Source organism: Aquisediminimonas profunda, assembly GCF_019443285.1.
Classification (GTDB): domain Bacteria; phylum Pseudomonadota; class Alphaproteobacteria; order Sphingomonadales; family Sphingomonadaceae; genus Aquisediminimonas; species Aquisediminimonas profunda.
This window is the reverse complement of record NZ_CP080327.1, coordinates 1,916,386-1,935,292: the sequence shown is the minus strand read 5'-3', so window position 1 is coordinate 1,935,292 and position 18,907 is coordinate 1,916,386. Positions and strand designations below refer to the sequence as shown.

Here is an 18,907-nt window from a genome sequence, read left to right as displayed (position 1 = left end):
TTACCTATTTCTTCGCTGCGTCGGGGGCAGGCGCGGCAGCGTTGTCCGCTCCTGCTGCTGGCGCAGCCGCAGCTTCAGCTGCTGGTGCCGCCGGGACCGGCAGATTAGAACCTTGTTCGTTGATGTAACGAATGACACTTGCACGGTCTTCCGGATTGGAAAGGCCAGCAAAGCTCATTTTCGTGCCCTCAAGATATTTTTTGGGAGATGTCAGCCACTTGTCCATGGCTTCCCAGTCCCAAACACCAGCCATGGCCATCATGCCGGGCGAATAGGCAAAGCCAGCCATATGACCGTGCTTCTTGCCCATAACGCCATAAAGGTTCGGACCTACCCCGGCCGCGCCACCCGGGGTAATCGTGTGGCAAGACGCGCATTTCTTGAAGATTTCGGCACCTTTTACAGGATCACCCGCCGAAAAATCCGTGGGCTTTGCGGCAGCTGCGCCACCAGCGCCTGCCTCGGGAGAAGCATCCGCGACTGCAAAGCCACCCTTTTCAACCTTTTCATGCTTGAAATATTCGCCTGACAGGATCGTTCCTCCCAGCGCAACAATGCCCGCGAAAAGCGCCCACCCGGCTGCTGTGTTGAAACGATCATCCATGCTTGAAACCTTCTGAGAGTGCCCCGTGAATCGCGCTCGCTTTAGTCGGCCATTGGACGGTTCGCAAGCGCGCGGTGCGAACCAAATGCACCAATGCTTGCGCAGCGGCAGAGAGGTCCGTAAGCGCTGCCCCCGATGGAAAACTACCCCGCCCCTGCAAGACCGCTCGTTGCCGCCATGATTGCCGAGTCTGCGGCGGATCCTGCAAGGGCAGTCGCATTCCAAGGCGCGCCGGGGGCCAATTCCCACATTGCTGTCCAGCAGGCGTTTCCCGACAGCATTGCCTTGCCATGCTTCAGCTTTCCCGATGCAATCGATGCCGTGCGCGAAGGACGCGCGGCGAAGGCAATGATCCCGATTGAAAATTCTCTTCACGGTCGCGTGGCCGACATTCACTTTCTCTTGCCCGAATCGGGCCTTGTAATCACAGGGGAGTTCTTCCTGCCGATTCACTATGCGCTGATGGGAATTGGCCCTCTTGAAGGCATCAAACAGGCAATCAGCCATCCTCAGGCTCTAGGCCAATGTCGGCATTGGCTGCGGGCCCGCGGCATTGAATCGATCGCATATCCGGACACAGCAGGCGCAGCGGCACGTGTCGTGGAGCTGGGCGACCCGACGATTGCAGCCATAGCGCCACCAGGTGCTGCGAAGGTCTATGGCCTCGAGATTCTCGCTGAAGCACTGGAAGATTCCAGCGACAACATGACGCGCTTCGTCATCCTCGCCAGATCGGGCGAACCCGCTCCCAACGAAGGGGTGGTGATGACAACCTTCGTCTTTGAAGTGAAGAACATCCCGGCGGCGCTGTATAAGGCAATGGGAGGTTTCGCGACGAATGGCGTCAACATGACGAAGCTGGAGAGCTACCAGCGCGGGTCCAGCTTTGCCGCCACGACTTTCTTTGCAGACATAGAGGGACACCCAGATGATCCGGCCGTCGCGCGCGCGTTGGAGGAACTTCAATTCCACTCGCGCTCGCTTCGGTTGCTTGGTACATATCCGCAGGCGCGCAAACGGGGCTGAGGCCCCTTGCCTGCCTATCTTCTTTCAGGGCCGGGCCGGGCCTTGCAAGACATGGAGGACAATATCTGGAACGGAATGCAACCAAACGTCTGCACCGGGCGTATAACGTGTTCAACTGCAGGGATTAGCCGATGTCATTACTCCACGCCGTCTTTCGTCGACTGATCAAGAAGGGTGTGGTTACGTTGGTTGAAGCCGACGGCAGCCGTCATGTGTTCGGCTCACCGGATCCATTCTTTCCGGACATTGTTGTTCGTTTCAATGATAGGCGAGTAGCCTTCGATATTGTTCGGGGACCCCGCCTTGGCTTTGCTGAGGGCTTCATGGATGGCCGGATCAGCTTTGAAAAGGGCGACATCATGGACTTTGTTGGCCTGATCCGCGCCAACAATCCCTGGGAAAAGGGGCTCGACATTGAAAAAAAGGGACCGCTCCGGCGCGCTTTCAAGCGCGCGACCCGTCGGTGGAACCAGATCAATTTCCGGCGGCAATCGAAACGCAATGTCGCTCATCATTATGACCTGTCGGGCAAGCTCTACGACTTGTTCCTAGATCGCGACCGGCAATACAGCTGCGCATACTTCACCGATCCCGCCAATAGCCTTGAACAGGCACAGGAAGACAAGAAGGCGCATATTGCGGCCAAACTTGCGCTGTCACCAGGGCAAAAGGTGCTCGACATTGGCTGCGGATGGGGCGGTATGGCTCTTTATCTTCACAAGCATTACGGGGTCGATGTTCTCGGCATAACGCTTTCGGAAGAACAGCTTGAGGTTGCACAAAAACGCGCTGCCGAAGCCGGAGTCTCGGATCATGTCCGCTTTGAACTGCGCGACTATCGCGATCTTGCGGGGTCATTCGATCGTATCGTTTCGGTCGGAATGTTTGAACATGTCGGCGTTCCCAACTACCGTGAGTTCTTCCGCAAGTGCCACAACCTGCTCACCTCCGATGGCGTGATGCTGCTGCACACCATTGGCCGGATGGCTGGCCCAGGCAGCACTGACGCGTTCACGCGCAAATATATCTTCCCCGGTGGTTACATCCCTGCCCTTTCCGAAATCCTGGAAGGCAGCGAGCCGAACAGGATGATTGCGACCGATGTCGAAGTACTGCGACTACACTATGCTTTCACGCTGCAGGAATGGTATCGCCGCACCGTCGCCGCGCGCGAACAGATTGAGGCGCTCTACGATGAGCGCTTTTTCCGGATGTGGACACTTTACCTCGCCGGGGCCGCAACTGTCTTTCAGTATGGCGGGATGGTCAACTTCCAGATCCAGTATGCCCGAAGCCGTCATGCCTTGCCAATTACTCGCGACTACATGATGAAAAGCCACTGATCAGTCAGGGCCTCGCGGTCTCCGCATCGATCCAGTCTGTGATCTGGCGTTCAAGCACGTCAAGCGGAACAGGACCCTGCCCCAGCACCGCATCGTGGAACCTGCGGAGATCGAATTTGGGACCAAGGGCAGCTTCGGCGCGCGCCCGAAGTTCGCGGATTTTGAGTTCGCCCAGCTTGTACCCCAGGGCTTGGCCGGGCCAGCTGATATAGCGGTTCACTTCCGCCTCGATGTTGGCATCAGACAGGGCGCTATTGTCCCGCATGAAGGCAATCGCCTGCGCCTTGGTCCAACCTTTGGCATGCATGCCCGTATCAACCACGAGTCGGCAGGCCCGCCACATCTCGTATGACAGCCGACCCATATTTTTCTCAGGCGTGTCGTAAAGACCCATCTCAATCCCGAGATGTTCCGAATAGAGTCCCCACCCTTCTACAAAGGCCGTAAATCCAGCAGCATTCTTGCGGAACTCGAGCAGCGGGAGCTCCTGTTGCAATGCGATCTGGTTATGATGCCCCGGGACAGCTTCATGCGCCGTCAGCGCGGGCAATTCCCAAAGCGGTCGTTGAGACAGCTTTGACGTGTTCACATAGAAATTGCCCGCGATCCCGCTCTCGGGCGAGCCTCCATTATAGTATGCGGTCGTTGTGGTTTCGGCCGTTTCTTTTGGAATCTCCCGCACGCCATAAGGCAAACGCGGAAGTTTTCCGAAGAATTGAGGCATTTTCCCATCGATCTGCTTGGCCACTCGTGACGCAGCGGCAAGCAATTCTTCCGGGGTCTTGGCATAGTATGCCGGATCGGTGCGCAATTTGGCGATGAAGGCCTCTCGACTTGGATAGCCGGCATCCGTAGCAACCTTCACCATTTCCGCCTTGATCCGCGCAACCTCTGAGAGGCCTATTTGGTGAATCTGTTCGGGCGAAAGGTTCGTCGTCGTATGCGAGCGCGCCTGAAACGCATACCAGGCCGCGCCTTGCGGCATCGCTGACGCGCCGACTGTCTTGCGGCATTTCGGCTTATAATCTTTGAGGTAGAATTGCGCGAACTTCGCATATTCAGGAGCGACAACGTCCCGGATGACCGCAACCGCTCGCGCTTGCATCGCTGTCCATTCAGCGTCACTCATGTCAACAGGCCGCTGACGCTTGAATGGGCCAAAAAAGCGGGTGTCCTCGGGTTCGCCTTGAACGGCACCCGTAATCGTGTCTTCAAAGCCGGCCAGCGCGTCGCAAGGCTGAACATAGCCCTTGGCGACCGCCTGTCGCGATATGGCGATCGCATCGCCATTGAGCTTGGGATAAAGTGCAAGTCGCTTCAGATAGCTCTCATAGTCTGCACGTGTACGAAACGGCAGATTATCGGCTATTCCCGCAAAACCCTGGTGCCAGCCATAATAGGTCGTAAAAAGGATCATCCTTTCGCCATAGCGATTTCCCTCTACCTGATCCGACAGCATACGAACGAGCACACCCTTGTTCGTTCGATCCGCGACCGACAGAGCCTGATCGGGAATAGCTGACAGCCGGTCCAGAAATGCCTGCGCTGCCTTTGCCTCGCGGTCCTGTTCAGCCAGGCTGAGATCACCCAGTTTGTCGTCAAAATCATGCACGCCGAGTGCGGTCGCCTGAACGGGGTTGATCGAAAGCCACCATTTCCAGTGGTCGGCGATGATGGTCTGCAAATCGTCTGCTGGCGCTGCATGCGCTGCCGAAACAAAAAGGGCGATTGCCAAAGGCAGCGCGCACAATGTCCTGCTGATCATAATTCACCTCCCGGATGCCAATCGAGGCTGGCACAGCAGAAGCGTCCTCGCAAACGAAAATGGCCGGAACCGGATGAAGTTCATTCCATCCAGTTCCGTCCAGGTTTGCCAACGGGAGATGGGCCATTTGGCAATTTGCTCAGGCGATTTCCGCAACAAGCGTCTTGGGTGCCGGTTTCGTTCCAGTGACACGGTCGAATACGGCAACATAGTCTGGATGTTCAGTGCCCATCATCTTGTCCCAGAAAGTAAAATAGAAACCGAAATTGTGATTGAAGCTGCCGGCATGATGCAGGTCGTGATGCGTCGTGGTGCTGATCCACTTGAGAACCGGGTGGCTCGCCCATCCGCGTGCATGAAGTTCAAGCCCCGCGTGCCCCATGCAATTGCGCAGGATCATGACGATCAGGAAAATGAAAACCACGATTCCCGGTGTCGGCACAAGATACAGCCAGACTGGCATGAAGAGCGCCATCACAAAGGCTTCGGGAAGTGCAAAGCTATAGGCAGCCCACGCCGTCGGGGTAACCGTGCGATGATGAAAGCGATGAAATTGTTTGAACAGCCGCGGATGATGCATGGCACGATGGCTCCAGTAGAAATAGGCATCATGGGCGACAATGATCGCAGCGATCATCCCGATATTGCCAGCCAGTCCATAACTGCCTTGCATTTCGTGCATATAGCCGTGCCGGATCGCCCAGATTACAACTATGCTGACGACAACATAAACAAGCACTGTGCGCGCCGAAGCGAAAAACTCCCGACGGAAATCCGATGCTTTTGCGGTGCGCTTCTGGATCTGGCGCGCGCGCCATGGCGTCCGCTTCAGCATCCAGACAAGTCCTGCTATGAGAGACGCTGCAATTGCATAGCGACCAAAGTCGAAGGCAAAAAGGTGCAGCGCCTTTTCCTGTGCGATACCCAAAAATGTCGTTGCGTGTTCCATTGACCAACTCCGATAATGCGATGGAAGATCAATGGTTGAAGCGGGAGAGCAATGCTCTGCCAGTTTCGAATTCGGCTAGCTGATTCTGGAATCAATCAGGCGTCACGGTTTCTATACTCTGTCGGCGTCATGCCCTCGACTTCGCGGAAGGCCCGATTGAATGGCCCTAACGAGCCAAAACCCGCATCCAGCGCAATCGTAAGTATGGGCACCTGCCGCTGCTCCGGATCGACGAGTGCCGCCTTGACCTCTTCAAGCCGATACCCGTTGAGGAATGCTGCAAAATTGCGATGCCCCAATTGGCCATTGATCAAGCGACGCAAGCGATATTCCGGTTCGCCAAGCTGCGCTGCAAGTTTTGCGATTGTGATAGTCTCGTCACGATAGGGTCGCTCATTCTCCATATAGGCGATCAGGCGCCCCGCCAGCGGATCATCGCGAACGGGCGCGGCCGCACTTTCATCGCTCCGGAGCGCAGGGCCGAGGAGGTCTGTGCGGCGGATCGTGAACATGGCGGCGCAAAAAGCGAAGGTCAGAACAACGATGCCAAACTGCAGGAGCGAACGCAGAAATTCCGGGGCAAACCCATTGAACACGGCAACTTCAACAGCATTGGTCAAAACGACATACGCGCCGACAGCGCCAATCATCTGGATCCGCAGTCGGCGGCGCTCTTCAACCAGATCGTCTTCTCTGCCCTTCCAAGCAATCCAGAGGCCGGCAATCGCAAAGCCAAACATGAAGAGGCGCAAGACCGCGGCACTTGCATAAAAAGTCAAAGTTCTGGTTCCAAGGTTCGCCTCTACCAGGATGAGCAAAATCATGCAGACAGGCAAAAGGGCCCAGCTAGCCGCGCTGATCTTCCGCTCATCATTGAACCATGTCCGTGCGAACAGCCAAAAGAGGGCAGGCACAGTTACCGAACCGAGCTCGACAACCCAGTTGATGATGAAGCCGAAAGGTGCTTGCCCTGGAACGGTCGCGATGACGTGGCAGGCAATCGAGAAATTCATGGCAACTGCCAACCTGGCCGGCAATGCGCGCCAATGGTCGCGCAGGAGCAACCAGCTCCACAAGACGAGCAGCGCAATTGAGCCACCGCGGACCATCATGTCGAAATCGTGAAAATGCAGCATGAGGTCGCAGATTGGCAGAGCAGCGAAAGCAGGGCAATGGTTGCTATTTGGTATGAAGAGCTTCGACGTGCGCGGCTAGATCGGTTCCATCTGAAGCCACATGCCGCCCTTGGGCCTGAGCGTAACCGTCCCCATCGGGTAGGGCACAAAGTCGGCCGGCAGCGAAAAGCGACGCGCAGCAAGCCAATGCGCAAGAATGATCAGAGCCTCGACAATGGCAAATCGCGCGCCGACGCATACGCGCTGTCCGCCACCGAACGGCAAGTACTGGAAACGGTGAAGCCTGGCCTTGGCGTCAGTCGCGAAGCGCGTATGGTCAAACGCGTCGGGATTGTCCCACAGCTTGCGATGCCTGTGCATCACCCAAGGCCACAGAGAAATCAGGTCACCCGCTGCAATTTCAGCATTTCCAAGCTGGTCCGCAGTTTGCGCTTCGCGATCGAAACGCGGCGCCGGTGGATAGAGTCGCAACGCTTCGTCCAAAATCTGCCGCAGCAACGGCAGGCGATCCGCAAGTGTTTCAATATCCCCGTCAAGAGCCATTACCGCCTCGGCCCGTGCTTCTTCCTGCAGCCACGGCTGAGCCGCGAGCAGGTACATTGTCCAGGCGAGCGCGTTGGCCGTTGTCTCATGGCCGGCCACATAAAAAGTGATGGCATTGTCAACCGCTAGCGCTTCGGCCTGTGCTGCCGGAAACTGTTCATACAGCGAGCGAATGAGCCCACCGAAGAAATCGTCTGCACCGCCCGTCGGCCCGCGTTCGCGCACGAGCGCTGTCAACGTGCTGCGCAAATAGACACGGCCACGCCGCGCGCGCGCCATGACAGGGCTGATGTCCAAATCCTGCAGTCCGAGAATCGTCGATATGCGTGCCTGTCCGCTGGCCAGGACGAGGTTGTCGATATGCTCTCCAGCAGCGCGGGTCGTCAGGCGTGCGTCGCTTGAAAAAAGCGTGTCGGCAATGATGTGCATCGTTGCATCAGTCGCTGCGCAAGCCATGTCTGTCCGGATTGTCCCGCGCAACCAGTCGCCTGTTTGTCTTGCAGCGACCGCAGCAATTGTTGCCGACATTTTGGCAACAGCGCCCGGCGCAAAGGTCGGTGCAACGATCCGCCGTTGCTTTTTCCAATCCTCTCCTTCGGCAGAAAGAAGCCCATTGCCGATCAGGGGAGACAGTATCCTCTGCGCGATCCGCGGGCGTAGATAATTCTCCTTGTTGCCAAGCAGCACGCGCTCGACCATGTCCGGATCGGTGACGATGTGGACGGTAAAGCCAAGAATACGGCGCTTTCGATAAAACTCGTCAAAGGCAGGTTCAGGCCAGCCATAAATAGTGTTGCGGAGCCGCTCTCCAAACAACCCGCGCCAACCCGGCACCCAGTCCGCAGTTCGGGGCGGTTGAACCGGGATGAATGGTGCATGCGTCGGCATGCACTGCGACTATCATGAAAACCCGAGTTGTGCAGCCGCATCCTGCATTTCTGCGCCACGATTCGGCGCGAGCGCAGCCATACGCTCCGCATACGCCGCAACAATCGCCTCGCCTGCCTTTTCGGGAGAACCTGAGTCCAGCGGCGGGGCAGGATCGTATTCGAGTGCAAGCTGGATCATCTTTGCATGTTCCTCACCCCGGATCTTTGCCATCAAGGCGAAGGCGAAATCGATTCCTGCGGTAACTCCGCCTCCCGTCACACGGTTGCGATCAAAGACTGTTCGCGCCTTTACGGGCTCGGCTCCAAACAGTGAGAGGTTATCGTGCCAAGCCCAGTGCGATGTTGCCTTGTATCCTTTCAGGAGGCCAGCCGCTCCAAGAATAAGCGATCCCGTGCAAACGCTCGTTACCCATCGCGCCGTGCTCCCGACCCCTCGCACCCAAGCCATGGCGTCCTCATCCATCATCACACTGGTAACGCCTACGCCGCCGGGTATACACAGAATATCCGCTTCCTTGATTTCATCGAACGTGGTCGTCGGCATGATCGCAAAGCCGGCGTCGGTCATCACCGGATCGCGCGACTTCCACACCAAGTCGACCTTTGCTTCGCCCAAACGCGAAAGGACCTGAGCCGGACCAGTCAGGTCCAGCTGGGTAACGCCCGGAAACAGCAGAAATGCGATTGAAATGGGGGACATGATGGACTCCTTTGCTTTCGCAAGCTGATAACCGAGAATGCGATTGGCATAAATGACAAGTTAGTCTATATTTCTGCCATGTCCGGCAAGACTTGCTTTATCATCTTCGACCACTTCCAGTTGCTCGACCTGACGGGACCCTGCTCCGTCTTGGGCGCCGCAAATGATCTGCTTGGCCGAAACGAGTATGACATCTATGTGTTGGCGGACGTTCCCGGCCGCGTCAGATCCAGTTGTGGCGTCGAAACAGTCGCGGAGGATGTCGATAGCCTGTCCGCGTCTACAATCGACAGTGTCTTCATCGTCGGTGGCGACACCGACGGTCTGCGCGCTCTGTCCAGGAACGCCTCGATTCGCGAATGGGTCGTCAAGGCCAGCAAGGCTGCACGGCGCTTCGGATCCATCTGTTCGGGAAGCACAGTCCTTGCCTCATGGGGCCTGATCGGGAGCCGCCGTTTTGCCACGCATTGGGAAGCGACCGAGACCGTTCGACAGCGTTGGCCGGAACTCAACCTCGACGCAGAAGCGATCTTTGTTGCGGATGGCCCGCTTTGGACTTCGGCGGGAATAACGACAGGCATCGACATGATGCTGGCCATCATCGAGGCAGATCACGGACCGGAAGCAGCGCGAGTAATCGCGCAACGCCTCGTATTGAGCGTTAGACGACCAGGCTGGCAGTCGCAATTCAGTGCCATGCTTGGCGCGCAAGCCGGACGAAGCGGCCGGTATGCAGATCTGGTCGCGTGGATCCCGCACAACCTTCACTCCCGGCTTGATGTCGAGACGCTGGCGGCGCGCGCCGGCGAGAGCTTGCGCAGCTTTCATCGGAATTTCGTGGCCGTAACGGGCAAATCTCCGGCAGCTTTTGTCGCCCTTCAGAGAATCGACCGCGCCCGTTCGCTCATTCTGGAAGGCCTGCCGCTCAAGCAGGTCGCGGAGCACACCGGATATGCTGATGTCGCCCGACTATCAGCAGCGTTCCAGCGCGCTGTCGGGATGAGCGCCAATGACTACAGGATCGTGCACGCAGGTTCGACTATTTCGCCAGCGATTCCAGCGAGCCCGAGCCAATTTCCGCAACCGCAGCCTTGAGGACATCCATACTGGTGCCTGTGCCCCGCGCTTCCACCATGAAGCGGTTCGCAAAGACCGTACTGTAACTTCCGCTCTTGCCAGACGAGTCCCAGTTTTCGGACGTCATACGCCCATCGACGGATCCGGTCTTCTTGTAACCCGTTGCAGTCTGTTCGTTCGATTGAACATTCAATGCGCCACCTATGCCTGCGATTGCGCCGACGGCAGCCATATCAGTGATGGAAAGCGTGATATTGCTGTCTCCGCCTTCATAACGGGCCTCGGCACTCGAACCGCCAACGCCGGCCAAGCCCGCGGAACTGCTCGATATTTTCGAGCGCGACAAGCCGCTTAGGGACGTTGGCAGCAAGCTTTCGAGAACTGCAGGCGCGACTGCGTTGGTCTTGCCGCTTTCCAATTGCTGCGACGCCGCTTCGGCTTGTTTGCCGAGCGCATCGAGCTTGTCCATATCAACCTTGCCGACCCCCGGCACCGACAAGGTACCTGAAACCGAACTGTTCGGCCCCGTCAGCGCAGGGCCGCCGCCGAACAATCCGACTATTGGCGCAAGGACAATGCTGGAGACAAAAGCGACAACAATCGCGGCGACAATTGTAACGGCAGTATATCCTACGGCCTTGTCGGCAGGTGCCTTCATCAGCTTTGGCAATCCGACATAGAGCAGATAGATGCTGTAGATACCGAGCAGGGTAAGCACGCTTAGTCCCGGCAGAAGACCAAAAATACCGGTCACCCAGGCTGCGGTTCCGCTATAGGTTGCCAGCTTGAAGGCTTGGATTCGATTTTTCTCAGCACCGAAGCTTGGCGCTAGTGCGTCAATCACCAGCGCGAGGATGTATACGCCAACCAGGGTGATGACATATGTCGTGATCGCTGTGCCAACGGCCTGTCCGATCCCCGGGCGGTATGTAATCCCAAGGAAGGAATAGCCGAAGACGACACTCTTGATCATTGCGGCGACCGGGCCGATCGCAGCGAGAATCAGGATATAATTCCTGTACAGCCCGCCAATCTCGGCAGGCTCCTTCTCTATAACATCCCATTCTGTTGACGGTGTCAGGATGATCTTCTTGACACGAGCAATGAGGCTTTCCTGAAAGCTGCCTGGCGCACCTTGTAAATCCATTGTCTTACCCCCTGATTGAGAAACCAGTCTGACAGTGTGGCAATCGTAGCGCGATCCGAATATCTTACGATTGATCTATCTTATCTCCAATCGGTAGCCATGCGCAACAATCCAACTTGAATCGCGCTTCAGGCGTTTCGCGCCATCAAGCCACCATCAACCGGGATGACTGCGCCAGTGATATAGGATGCTGCAGGCAAGCAAAGACTTACAATGATTTGCGCGACTTCTTCAGGCTCGCCGTAGCGGTTCATTGCAGTGCGGCGTTTCGCGAAGATCGCCTTGGCCTCGGCAGGGATGACCGCCGTCATGCCAGTGTTGATTGGTCCGGGGCAGATGCAGTTGACAGTGATGCCCGAGCGTCCGAACTCAACGGCGAGTGAACGCGTCAGACCGGTCACGCCGGCCTTGGCAGCACTATAACCGCTGTGTCCGGCGGTCGCGCCCAGGGCCTCGGTCGAAGCGATATTGACCACGCGAGCTGCATTCGACTTTTTGAGCCAGGGTAAGGCTGCCCGGGTCACTTGCTGCGTTCCGGTCAGGATAACGGCGATCAGCCGCTGCCAGGCTTCCTCATACTGCGGATCATCAAACGCAAGCGCATTGGAAATGCCGGCGTTGTTGACGACAATGTCGAGCCCGCCGAATGCTCCAGCTGCTTCCGCTACAACCGTCAAGACCTGCTCCCGATCTGCAACGTCCAGCGCCCATGCTCTTGCAAATCCGCCGTCGCCGACAATATCCTTGGCGACCTTTTCGGCGCCGGGACCGTTGAAATCGGTCACTGCCACTTTCGCCCCCATTGCAGCCAGCAAATGTGCTGTGGCACGCCCCATGCCACTCGCGGCGCCCGTAACAAGAGCAATCCGCCCGGATAAAGACCGCAGTGCCATCATCTCTTGCGTGTCCATAACGACCCTTTCAGATTTCGAGACGCGCCGTCACAGTATCGCCCACGGCCAATCCTTCCGCCCGGCGTACATCGGCCTTTAGCGGCAGAAGGAAGCCGCCAGACTCCTTATGCGGAAACAGCGAAGTGAACCAGCGTGTCTTGCCAATCGTCGCCGAAACCTTGACGCTGCCAAAACCGCCGATGCGACCCAAGGCTTCATAGCGGATCTCAACTGCGGTCTGCGGATCAATTGTCATGAAATGCCAGGCACCCCTGGCCGAGGGTGCAGCCGTCCAGACCCAGATCTGGCCGGTTGCCTCAAAAGCGATGCTGCTCAGCGCTTTCTCACAAATTCGGCCCGCAGGACAAGGCCCTTGATGCCGTCATAACGGCAATCAATTTCCTGCGGGTCTCCGGTCAGCCGGATCGACCTGATAAGTGTACCGCGCTTAAGCGTTTGCCCCGCGCCCTTTACAGTCAGGTCCTTGATCAGTGTGACCTGATCCCCGTCGGCAAGCAGGTTGCCGACGGCATCACGGACTTCGATTGAATCGGCAAAATCAAGCTTCGACTTTGCTTCAGTGGCACTGATCCATTCGCCTGACGCTTCGTCATAGACATAATCGTCGTCAGACATCGGGCAGCCTTAGGCAGCTTCGGCCATATCCTCGTCGCCCATCACAGGCCCGGAATCTTGTCCCTTGGCACTTTCATCACGGTCGACGAACTCGATTACTGCCATCGAGGCAGCGTCTGACGCACGAATACCGGCCTTCACGATGCGAATATAACCGCCATTGCGGGTGCGGTAGCGATCAGCCAGCACATCGAATAGCTTCGTCAACTGCGCTTCATCAAGAAGACGGGCGTGCGCAAGGCGGCGGTTAGAAAGTCCGCCCTTCTTTGCGAGCGTCACCAGCTTTTCTGTATAGGGGCGCAGTTCCTTCGCCTTTGCGAGGGTCGTCGTGATCTGCTCATGCTTGATAAGGGCTGCTGCCATATTGCGGAACAACGCCGCACGATGGGAGGAGGTTCTCTGCAGCTTGCGGCCGCCAACGCGATGACGCATCGTAATATCCTTCGTTCGTTAAGGGGCCGTGCAAGGTACCCCAGACCAGGCGGAATTTGCGGGCCCGCCCCTTTCCCAAAAAACAAAGCGGAGCGAAACCGCCCCGCAGTGATAGGCGCTCCTAAGCGACAACCAGCACAAAAAGTCAAGCGTGATGTCATTTGTCGTTCAAATGTGCCCCGTTGTCGAAAGCAAGGCCAATTCGGGCGAGGAGCGGCTTAATCCGACACGGTTCACACGGGAGGGCACCTCATGATTCTTGCGAGAATCTTCCTTGAAGCTGCGGCAGCGTCGACACTCTTCGCACAGGCAGCGCTTGCGGCACCTGCAAGCCCCAAATTGAAGCCCGCAGACCTGGACCGCGAGTTGACCCAACTCCGTGCCCTCAAATCGAACGGTGCCGTGGTGCGACAGCGCCCGCCTGGCTGTACCGAACCGGAAAACAGGCAATTCGACTTCTGGTTGGGCGAATGGGATGTTTCGATGACGGGTACCACTGACCTTGTCGCAGAAAGCAGCATCACGCTTGCCGATCAGGGTTGCGTCATCCTCGAAACTTGGCGCCCGTTCCAGGGAGCCTCGGGTCATAGCATCAATGGTTTTGATTCGTCGGCCAAAGAATGGAAGCAGACCTGGATCGATGCTACCGGACGGATCACCCCCTATGGCGGCACGATGCAGGACGGAACGCTGATCATGGACGATCGCAGCGGTCAAACGCTAGCCAATCAGAAATTTGCTAAGAGGCGTATGAATTTCCACCCGATTGACGATTCCACTGTACGTCAGTGGGGCGAAGGATGGGACAATGCGAAGCAAGCGTGGGTTGTCACTTGGGACCTTACCTATCGCCGTCGTCCAAGCACCAGGGCGGATCGGCCATGAATATCCGGTATAAACTTGAATGTGCCATTGGTTTTGCTTTGTTGGCGAGTGTAGGCAGCAGCTGTTTTGCCAAGCCACCCCAGCGTGCCGCCCCCATCGTCGCGGTCGAAAGGGAATTTGCTGCTTACGCAGCTCAGAATGGCTGGATTTCGGCATTTCGAACATATTCCGCACCTGACGGGGTCGTGATCGCAAAAGGGCAGATTCGCAATGCTCGTGCTCTCTTTGGTGCGCGGCCGGAATCTGGTTCGAAAACATTAAAATGGTGGCCGGCTGTCGCGTTGATATCGCGCTCCGGCGATCTTGGATTCACGACCGGGCCTTATACCGTTGACGACACCGGCCGAATTCAGGGTCAGTATTTTACTGTATGGAAGTTGCAGCCGGACAAACGCTGGCGGTGGATATTCGACGGCGGAACGGGAACTGAAGAGCCGACCTCCGTCGCGCGAGAGGGTGCCGTTGCTGAATTCATGACCTCGGCAAATCGGCGCACAACGGCCAAGGCGGCCATTGCCAAGGTTACTGCCATTGAAGAAAAGTATAATGCCGCGAGGGTGTTGATCCCTTTTCTCGCCCAGAATGTCCGCATCCTTCGTGCTGATCGTCCTCCCTCAACTGGAGCCGCAGCTCAAACCGAAATGTCCTTCCCGAGCCACACAATTGCGTACGAACGGGCCGACCTGACTTTTGCGTCGAAAGCAGGAGACATTGTCTTTACACTGGGTCCTGCTCATTGGGAAAACACTTCGGGAAGTACAATCAAAGGCCATTTTGCGCGCGTCTGGCAAGCCACACCCAACGGTTGGCAAATAGTCTTTGACGAATTGCTGCCGAGTCCGCCTGAAAGCCCAGCGAGCTGATCCTTGACTTCAAGCTTGATCCGGACGAGCATCTCCCGATCCGAAATGCCGAACGTGGGGGTCGATCCAATGAAACTGAACCGCTTGGCCAGCCGCGCCATATTCATTCTGTGCTGCGCATCTCTGGCCGCCTGCACCAAGCCCGCCGCAACCGAAAAGGTTGATACCAGCAAGGCAGAGGCCGCAATAAAAGCAGACGTCGCCAAGTTGGTCGAAGAATTCAACGCGCATGATGCGAAGGCGGTCGTCGAGCATGACATGCCCGATGAGGTCAGCATGTTTCATGGAGCACCCAATACCGTCGGGAAAGAAGCTGATCTGATGATGACGGCCAAGCAAATGCAGGATCCGCTCGCCAAGATCGCTGTCAGCAATGAGAAGGTCGATGTCGCAGCTTCAGGCGAGATGGCCGTCTATCGGGCCGAATACGCCTATACAATGACCGACAGCGAAACGAAAAAACCCGTCATCGAACGCGGCAATTGGCTGATCGGGTACAAGACACAAGCCGATGGCAGCTGGAAGATTGCCTGGAATGTGGTCTCGAACACCGCGAAAGCGACGGAGCAATAGCGCAAATCTCCGTGCGGTAATTGGAAGATATGCCGCCAGACGAGGTGGGAGATTATGCCAGGAATTGGCGAGGCAAAAAAAGCGCCATGGCACCTTTGGGCGGTCGGTATTGGTAGCCTCCTGTGGAACAGCATGGGCGGGCTTGATTACACCATGACCAAAACCCACAATGCGGCGTGGCTCAAGGATTTCACGGCAGAGCAAATTTCCTGGCTCGACAGTTTTCCATTCTGGGCGAACCTTTTCTGGGCATTGGGAGTTTGGGGCGCAATCGCGGGTTCAATCCTGCTGATCTCGAGGAAAGGCTTGGCGTATCCCGCATTTGCGATTTCCTTGGCTGGATTGGCTGTTTCGTCGTTCCACCAATTCGTTCTGGCCGATGTTCCAGAGGGTTTGAACACAGCTGGTGGTCGGGCCTTCAACGCAGTTCTTTGGGCTGCAGCAATCGGCCTCTTCATCTATGCGCGACAAATGCGGGCGAAAGGCATCCTGCGCTAACAGTGGCTTGAGTCCCGAGCAATCCGATCCTATCGAGTCGCAATGCTTGCAGAACTCTCGCTGGCGACGGTCATGGTCATTCTGACCGTGATAATTCACGCCGTCGGCCTATTCACGGTCGCGCGGCTGCTTCGGCTTGAAGAACTTGAAGAAGCAATCGAGCATATTCATCCGATGTCCTTGCGGGGTTTTGGTGTGACCCTCTCTGTGATCCTTGCCCTCATTGGCCTGCACGGTGTTGAAATCTGGCTCTACGCCTTTGTCTATGACTTTATCGGGGCTGTGGAAGGACTGCGCAATGCAGTCTACTTCTCGACCATAACCTATGGTGCGATTGGCTATGATGATCTGGCCATGGCTGATCGTTGGCGCCTGGTCGCCGCCATTGAAGGGATTAACGGGATCGTCCTGATTGGCTGGTCAACGGCCTTCTTCGTGACCTTGTCTGGCAGAATGCGCCGACGCTAGCCGTTAAGCCAGCGTTAGTCCGGCATTGCGCAATGATAAGGTAGCAGGCGGGATTCAATCAGGATCGAAAGCTTCAAGAATCGGACATGGACCCTCCTCCCCTTTGCCGCAGGCGGCACTCAATCGGGCGAGAGCGGCGCGGGACGCCTCAAGTTCTGCAATCTTTATGTCCAGTGCCGCCAGCCGGTCTGCTGCCATCGCAGCCGCACGAGGACGATCTTCCGTCGTATCGAGGCGAATCAGCTCCGCAATGTCGGCCAAGGTGAAGCCCGCCGTCGCAGCTCTCCTGATAAAGCGCAGACGCCGCAGATCCTCCTCATCGTATCGTCGCACTGCACCTGCGCTGCGTGGAACCGGCAGAAGTCCGCGCCTCTGATAGAAGCGCACAGTCTCGACACCCACATTAGCCGCCTCTGCGAGCCGACCAATTGTCATTCCACCCATACCGCTTGACTCCGTACCACAGTACGGAGGTTATAGACTGATTCGCCATTTGGCAAAACAAGGAGATCCCCATGAAGAAGACCATCGAAACCAATCCAGCTGCATCGCCAAACAAAGGCACTTGCCGCTGCAATCCGTGCACCTGCAGTGCTTGTTCGTGCAACCCCTGTACCTGCAACCCCTGCAAGTGCTGAATCGAGCGGGTCGCGGCAAATTCCGCCGCGGCCCCTACCTCAATCGAGCCAACCGTGCTTCGATACCCCGCCAAAGGGTGGAAAAGGCCTTCCCAGAAGGTGAATCTCCGGCAAAAACCCCTACCGGCGCGCGATTGACGGCCATTTGTTCGACGGCACTCGCCATGGGGATGACAGGCCAGTCAGGCTGAGCCTCCAGAGCTGCACGATGCAGGGTCCGGCGGCGATCGACCATCGAGAAGACCGGCAGGATGGGACCGTGCCCATTATGCTCGCGATCAAGGTGTTGCACGATTTCGTCCAACGCACGACGCGAAAGTGGCGAAGGGATCAGTGGCACGATAATCACGTCTGCCGCGTACATCACCTGCTCGCTGGTTTCCGTAAGTCCAGGAGGACAATCGAGGATGATGCGGTCATAGGATTTCTCAAGTCCGGCAAGGAGTTTGGACAGCCTTTTCCTTTTGCCAATAGAGAAGAGCAGCCGGTCAAGGCTGCGCAGCGATGTGTCAGCAGCAAGCAAGTCAAGTCGCTCAATGGCAGTCGTCACCACCAATTGATCCGGGGCAACATCCTTTGCGAAAACGGCTTGCGCCGATCCTTTGCCGCGACCTTCATGCCCCAGCAGGAATGATGCGCTCGCCTGCGGGTCGAGATCCCATAAAAGGGTACGCCGCGAAGACTGGATCGCAGACGACCAGGCAAGGTTGACCGCGAGTGTCGTTTTACCCACCCCTCCCTTTAGCGAATACACTGCAATGACTGCCATTCGCGATTTCGCCACGCCCAATTTGCCTTTTTCAACCATTGGAGCAGCAGCGTTTCACTTTTGTGTCGGGCGTGCAAGACGCGAGAGAAATGCATCAACGTCATCCGCCGACCTTTCTGGCGCCTCCTCCATCGGCACATGCCCAACTCCTGGATAAACGATCTGCTGCGCTTGCGGCAGTGCCTTCACAAACCACCGAGCGGCGGCAACCGGGATCAGCCGATCCTCCCGACCCCACATGACGAGCACCGGCATATGCAACCTGGAAAGCGCCTTCGCGTCTGCAGCAACGCGCTGCGCGGAGAAACGCAGGGCTGTAGCTCGGCGATTTCCGGGATAAAGCAACAATTCCCAGTAGCGATCAATCATGCGATCATCGATGATTGACTGGTTGTAGATCGTCTGGCGTATGGTCTTTTCGACAAGACGCCGGGGCGTCACGACTTCTGCGAGGCGACGGATAACGGGCATCCTCGCTATGCGGAAACCCAAAGGCAATTGACCAGGAACGGCAACAGGAGCGCCCGCTGCATCGATCAGGATAAGGGCATCAACTTTCTCCGGATGGGCAAGCGCATAATTCCAGGCGACTGCTCCACCCATCGAATTGCCGGCAAGTGCAAAATGTGTGACGCCCAACTTGGTAAGCGTGCGGTCGAGCGTGGATACAAATGCCGCTGGGCTATAGTCGTCGGACGGGTTCGGGCCGGTCAGGCCATGACCAATCTGGTCAAGAGTTATGATGCGATATTTGGTTTGCAGTCGCTTGACCCAAGGCTCCCATGTTTGGAGCGAAGCGTTTGAACCGTGCAGCAGCACGAGGACGGGGGCTTCACCTCGGCCCTGATCTCGCGCGTGGACCAACAGGCCCCCGCCGACATCAATGAATTGCGACGCGCCATTCGCATATTTTGCCTGCAAGTCCGCCGGATCCAGGTCGCTTTGCCAGCAGAACGCCAACAGCGCCAACAATCCCGTTGCAAACAGCAGGAATATCCATTTCAAGGCGCGCTTCATTCACTTACTCCAGCCCGAAAACAGAATCCGGCGCCGCGCGACCTGGCCCGAATAT

Annotated in this window: 22 protein-coding genes; 8 read left to right on the top strand and 14 right to left on the bottom strand. The window is 57.0% G+C overall.

The window, feature by feature from the left end:
- Positions 1-4 precede the first annotated feature (4 nt).
- Positions 5-604: a c-type cytochrome gene (locus K0O24_RS09630; protein ID WP_219892530.1), complete on the bottom strand. Its 600-nt coding sequence runs from the start codon at positions 602-604 to the stop codon at positions 5-7.
- Positions 605-739: 135 nt separating this feature from the next.
- Here K0O24_RS09630 and K0O24_RS09625 point away from each other — a divergent pair, with 135 nt between their 5' ends.
- Positions 740-1,630, top strand: coding sequence for a prephenate dehydratase (locus tag K0O24_RS09625; protein ID WP_219892529.1), 891 nt, complete (start codon positions 740-742; stop codon positions 1,628-1,630).
- Positions 1,631-1,761: 131 nt separating this feature from the next.
- Positions 1,762-2,973, top strand: a complete 1,212-nt coding sequence (locus K0O24_RS09620) for an SAM-dependent methyltransferase (protein ID WP_219892528.1) — start codon at positions 1,762-1,764, stop codon at positions 2,971-2,973.
- 4 nt (positions 2,974-2,977) lie between these two features.
- On the opposite strand, the gene K0O24_RS09615 is transcribed toward K0O24_RS09620, so the two are convergent.
- The 5 genes from K0O24_RS09615 to K0O24_RS09595 all read right to left on the bottom strand — a co-directional run bounded on the left by K0O24_RS09615 (position 2,978) and on the right by K0O24_RS09595 (position 8,956).
- The gene (locus tag K0O24_RS09615; RefSeq protein WP_219892527.1) at positions 2,978-4,738 is read right to left on the bottom strand and encodes a DUF885 domain-containing protein; all 1,761 of its coding nucleotides are present in this window, start codon (positions 4,736-4,738) and stop codon (positions 2,978-2,980) included.
- 139 nt (positions 4,739-4,877) lie between these two features.
- The gene (locus tag K0O24_RS09610) at positions 4,878-5,687 is read right to left on the bottom strand and encodes a sterol desaturase family protein (RefSeq protein ID WP_219892526.1); all 810 of its coding nucleotides are present in this window, start codon (positions 5,685-5,687) and stop codon (positions 4,878-4,880) included.
- 95 nt (positions 5,688-5,782) lie between these two features.
- Entirely contained in the window at positions 5,783-6,823 is a 1,041-nt protein-coding gene (locus K0O24_RS09605) for an AraC family transcriptional regulator (protein ID WP_219892525.1), read from the bottom strand.
- Between the two features lie 75 nt (positions 6,824-6,898).
- Positions 6,899-8,254 (bottom strand): cytochrome P450, encoded by a 1,356-nt coding sequence (locus K0O24_RS09600; RefSeq protein ID WP_219892524.1) that lies wholly within the window; start codon positions 8,252-8,254, stop codon positions 6,899-6,901.
- 12 nt (positions 8,255-8,266) lie between these two features.
- Positions 8,267-8,956 carry a DJ-1/PfpI family protein gene (locus K0O24_RS09595; RefSeq protein WP_219892523.1) on the bottom strand — a complete coding sequence of 230 codons (690 nt, stop codon included), beginning with the start codon at positions 8,954-8,956 and terminating at the stop codon, positions 8,267-8,269.
- Between the two features lie 78 nt (positions 8,957-9,034).
- Between K0O24_RS09595 and K0O24_RS09590 the strand changes: the two genes are divergently transcribed.
- A complete protein-coding gene (locus tag K0O24_RS09590) occupies positions 9,035-10,051 on the top strand; it encodes a GlxA family transcriptional regulator (protein ID WP_219892522.1) in 1,017 nt (338 codons plus the stop codon).
- Here the strand turns inward: K0O24_RS09590 and K0O24_RS09585 are convergent.
- The 5 genes from K0O24_RS09585 to rplQ all read right to left on the bottom strand — a co-directional run bounded on the left by K0O24_RS09585 (position 9,996) and on the right by rplQ (position 13,141).
- On the bottom strand, positions 9,996-11,180 hold the full coding sequence (locus K0O24_RS09585; RefSeq protein ID WP_219892521.1) for a Yip1 family protein: 1,185 nt from the start codon (positions 11,178-11,180) through the stop codon (positions 9,996-9,998). The two genes, K0O24_RS09590 and K0O24_RS09585, sit on opposite strands and share 56 nt — an antisense overlap.
- Before the next feature lie 128 nt (positions 11,181-11,308).
- Positions 11,309-12,076: an SDR family NAD(P)-dependent oxidoreductase gene (locus K0O24_RS09580; RefSeq protein WP_246610943.1), complete on the bottom strand. Its 768-nt coding sequence runs from the start codon at positions 12,074-12,076 to the stop codon at positions 11,309-11,311.
- Between the two features lie 25 nt (positions 12,077-12,101).
- A complete protein-coding gene (locus K0O24_RS09575) occupies positions 12,102-12,377 on the bottom strand; it encodes a DUF1905 domain-containing protein (RefSeq protein ID WP_343211275.1) in 276 nt (91 codons plus the stop codon).
- A 29-nt stretch (positions 12,378-12,406) separates the two neighbouring features.
- The gene (locus tag K0O24_RS09570; protein ID WP_219892519.1) at positions 12,407-12,709 is read right to left on the bottom strand and encodes an alkylphosphonate utilization protein; all 303 of its coding nucleotides are present in this window, start codon (positions 12,707-12,709) and stop codon (positions 12,407-12,409) included.
- A 9-nt stretch (positions 12,710-12,718) separates the two neighbouring features.
- On the bottom strand, positions 12,719-13,141 hold the full coding sequence (gene rplQ, locus K0O24_RS09565) for a 50S ribosomal protein L17 (RefSeq protein WP_219892518.1): 423 nt from the start codon (positions 13,139-13,141) through the stop codon (positions 12,719-12,721).
- A 252-nt stretch (positions 13,142-13,393) separates the two neighbouring features.
- On the opposite strand from rplQ, the gene K0O24_RS09560 reads away from it, so the two are divergent.
- From K0O24_RS09560 to K0O24_RS09540, 5 genes are all read left to right on the top strand, one after another.
- On the top strand, positions 13,394-14,026 hold the full coding sequence (locus K0O24_RS09560; protein ID WP_219892517.1) for a hypothetical protein: 633 nt from the start codon (positions 13,394-13,396) through the stop codon (positions 14,024-14,026).
- Entirely contained in the window at positions 14,023-14,889 is an 867-nt protein-coding gene (locus K0O24_RS09555; protein WP_219892516.1) for a Cif family virulence factor, read from the top strand. The genes K0O24_RS09560 and K0O24_RS09555 overlap by 4 nt, the downstream gene beginning before the upstream one ends.
- A 69-nt stretch (positions 14,890-14,958) precedes the next feature.
- Positions 14,959-15,462, top strand: coding sequence for a YybH family protein (locus K0O24_RS09550; protein ID WP_219892515.1), 504 nt, complete (start codon positions 14,959-14,961; stop codon positions 15,460-15,462).
- Positions 15,463-15,615: 153 nt separating this feature from the next.
- Positions 15,616-15,960, top strand: coding sequence for a hypothetical protein (locus K0O24_RS09545; RefSeq protein WP_246610942.1), 345 nt, complete (start codon positions 15,616-15,618; stop codon positions 15,958-15,960).
- 42 nt (positions 15,961-16,002) lie between these two features.
- Positions 16,003-16,428 (top strand): ion channel, encoded by a 426-nt coding sequence (locus tag K0O24_RS09540; RefSeq protein WP_219892514.1) that lies wholly within the window; start codon positions 16,003-16,005, stop codon positions 16,426-16,428.
- Between the two features lie 54 nt (positions 16,429-16,482).
- Here the strand turns inward: K0O24_RS09540 and K0O24_RS09535 are convergent, their stop codons facing one another.
- The 3 genes from K0O24_RS09535 to K0O24_RS09525 form a co-directional block, all read right to left on the bottom strand.
- Positions 16,483-16,872 carry a MerR family transcriptional regulator gene (locus K0O24_RS09535; protein ID WP_219892513.1) on the bottom strand — a complete coding sequence of 130 codons (390 nt, stop codon included), beginning with the start codon at positions 16,870-16,872 and terminating at the stop codon, positions 16,483-16,485.
- A gap of 228 nt (positions 16,873-17,100) precedes the next feature.
- Positions 17,101-17,835 (bottom strand): ParA family protein, encoded by a 735-nt coding sequence (locus K0O24_RS09530; RefSeq protein WP_219892512.1) that lies wholly within the window; start codon positions 17,833-17,835, stop codon positions 17,101-17,103.
- Between the two features lie 54 nt (positions 17,836-17,889).
- Positions 17,890-18,852, bottom strand: a complete 963-nt coding sequence (locus K0O24_RS09525; protein ID WP_219892511.1) for an alpha/beta fold hydrolase — start codon at positions 18,850-18,852, stop codon at positions 17,890-17,892.
- Positions 18,853-18,907 lie beyond the last annotated feature (55 nt).

Bases quoted from the DNA above. Each gene is read 5' to 3' on its own strand.
- K0O24_RS09630 (WP_219892530.1), bottom strand. From the start codon at position 604: ATGGATGATCGTTTCAACACAGCAGCCGGGTGGGCGCTTTTCGCGGGC.
- K0O24_RS09625 (WP_219892529.1), top strand. From the start codon at position 740: ATGGAAAACTACCCCGCCCCTGCAAGACCGCTCGTTGCCGCCATGATT.
- K0O24_RS09620 (WP_219892528.1), top strand. From the start codon at position 1,762: ATGTCATTACTCCACGCCGTCTTTCGTCGACTGATCAAGAAGGGTGTG.
- K0O24_RS09615 (WP_219892527.1), bottom strand. From the start codon at position 4,738: ATGATCAGCAGGACATTGTGCGCGCTGCCTTTGGCAATCGCCCTTTTT.
- K0O24_RS09610 (WP_219892526.1), bottom strand. From the start codon at position 5,687: ATGGAACACGCAACGACATTTTTGGGTATCGCACAGGAAAAGGCGCTG.
- K0O24_RS09605 (WP_219892525.1), bottom strand. From the start codon at position 6,823: ATGCTGCATTTTCACGATTTCGACATGATGGTCCGCGGTGGCTCAATT.
- K0O24_RS09600 (WP_219892524.1), bottom strand. From the start codon at position 8,254: ATGCCGACGCATGCACCATTCATCCCGGTTCAACCGCCCCGAACTGCG.
- K0O24_RS09595 (WP_219892523.1), bottom strand. From the start codon at position 8,956: ATGTCCCCCATTTCAATCGCATTTCTGCTGTTTCCGGGCGTTACCCAG.
- K0O24_RS09590 (WP_219892522.1), top strand. From the start codon at position 9,035: ATGTCCGGCAAGACTTGCTTTATCATCTTCGACCACTTCCAGTTGCTC.
- K0O24_RS09585 (WP_219892521.1), bottom strand. From the start codon at position 11,180: ATGGATTTACAAGGTGCGCCAGGCAGCTTTCAGGAAAGCCTCATTGCT.
- K0O24_RS09580 (WP_246610943.1), bottom strand. From the start codon at position 12,076: ATGATGGCACTGCGGTCTTTATCCGGGCGGATTGCTCTTGTTACGGGC.
- K0O24_RS09570 (WP_219892519.1), bottom strand. From the start codon at position 12,709: ATGTCTGACGACGATTATGTCTATGACGAAGCGTCAGGCGAATGGATC.
- rplQ (WP_219892518.1), bottom strand. From the start codon at position 13,141: ATGCGTCATCGCGTTGGCGGCCGCAAGCTGCAGAGAACCTCCTCCCAT.
- K0O24_RS09560 (WP_219892517.1), top strand. From the start codon at position 13,394: ATGATTCTTGCGAGAATCTTCCTTGAAGCTGCGGCAGCGTCGACACTC.
- K0O24_RS09555 (WP_219892516.1), top strand. From the start codon at position 14,023: ATGAATATCCGGTATAAACTTGAATGTGCCATTGGTTTTGCTTTGTTG.
- K0O24_RS09550 (WP_219892515.1), top strand. From the start codon at position 14,959: ATGAAACTGAACCGCTTGGCCAGCCGCGCCATATTCATTCTGTGCTGC.
- K0O24_RS09545 (WP_246610942.1), top strand. From the start codon at position 15,616: ATGACCAAAACCCACAATGCGGCGTGGCTCAAGGATTTCACGGCAGAG.
- K0O24_RS09540 (WP_219892514.1), top strand. From the start codon at position 16,003: ATGCTTGCAGAACTCTCGCTGGCGACGGTCATGGTCATTCTGACCGTG.
- K0O24_RS09535 (WP_219892513.1), bottom strand. From the start codon at position 16,872: ATGGGTGGAATGACAATTGGTCGGCTCGCAGAGGCGGCTAATGTGGGT.
- K0O24_RS09530 (WP_219892512.1), bottom strand. From the start codon at position 17,835: ATGGCAGTCATTGCAGTGTATTCGCTAAAGGGAGGGGTGGGTAAAACG.
- K0O24_RS09525 (WP_219892511.1), bottom strand. From the start codon at position 18,852: ATGAAGCGCGCCTTGAAATGGATATTCCTGCTGTTTGCAACGGGATTG.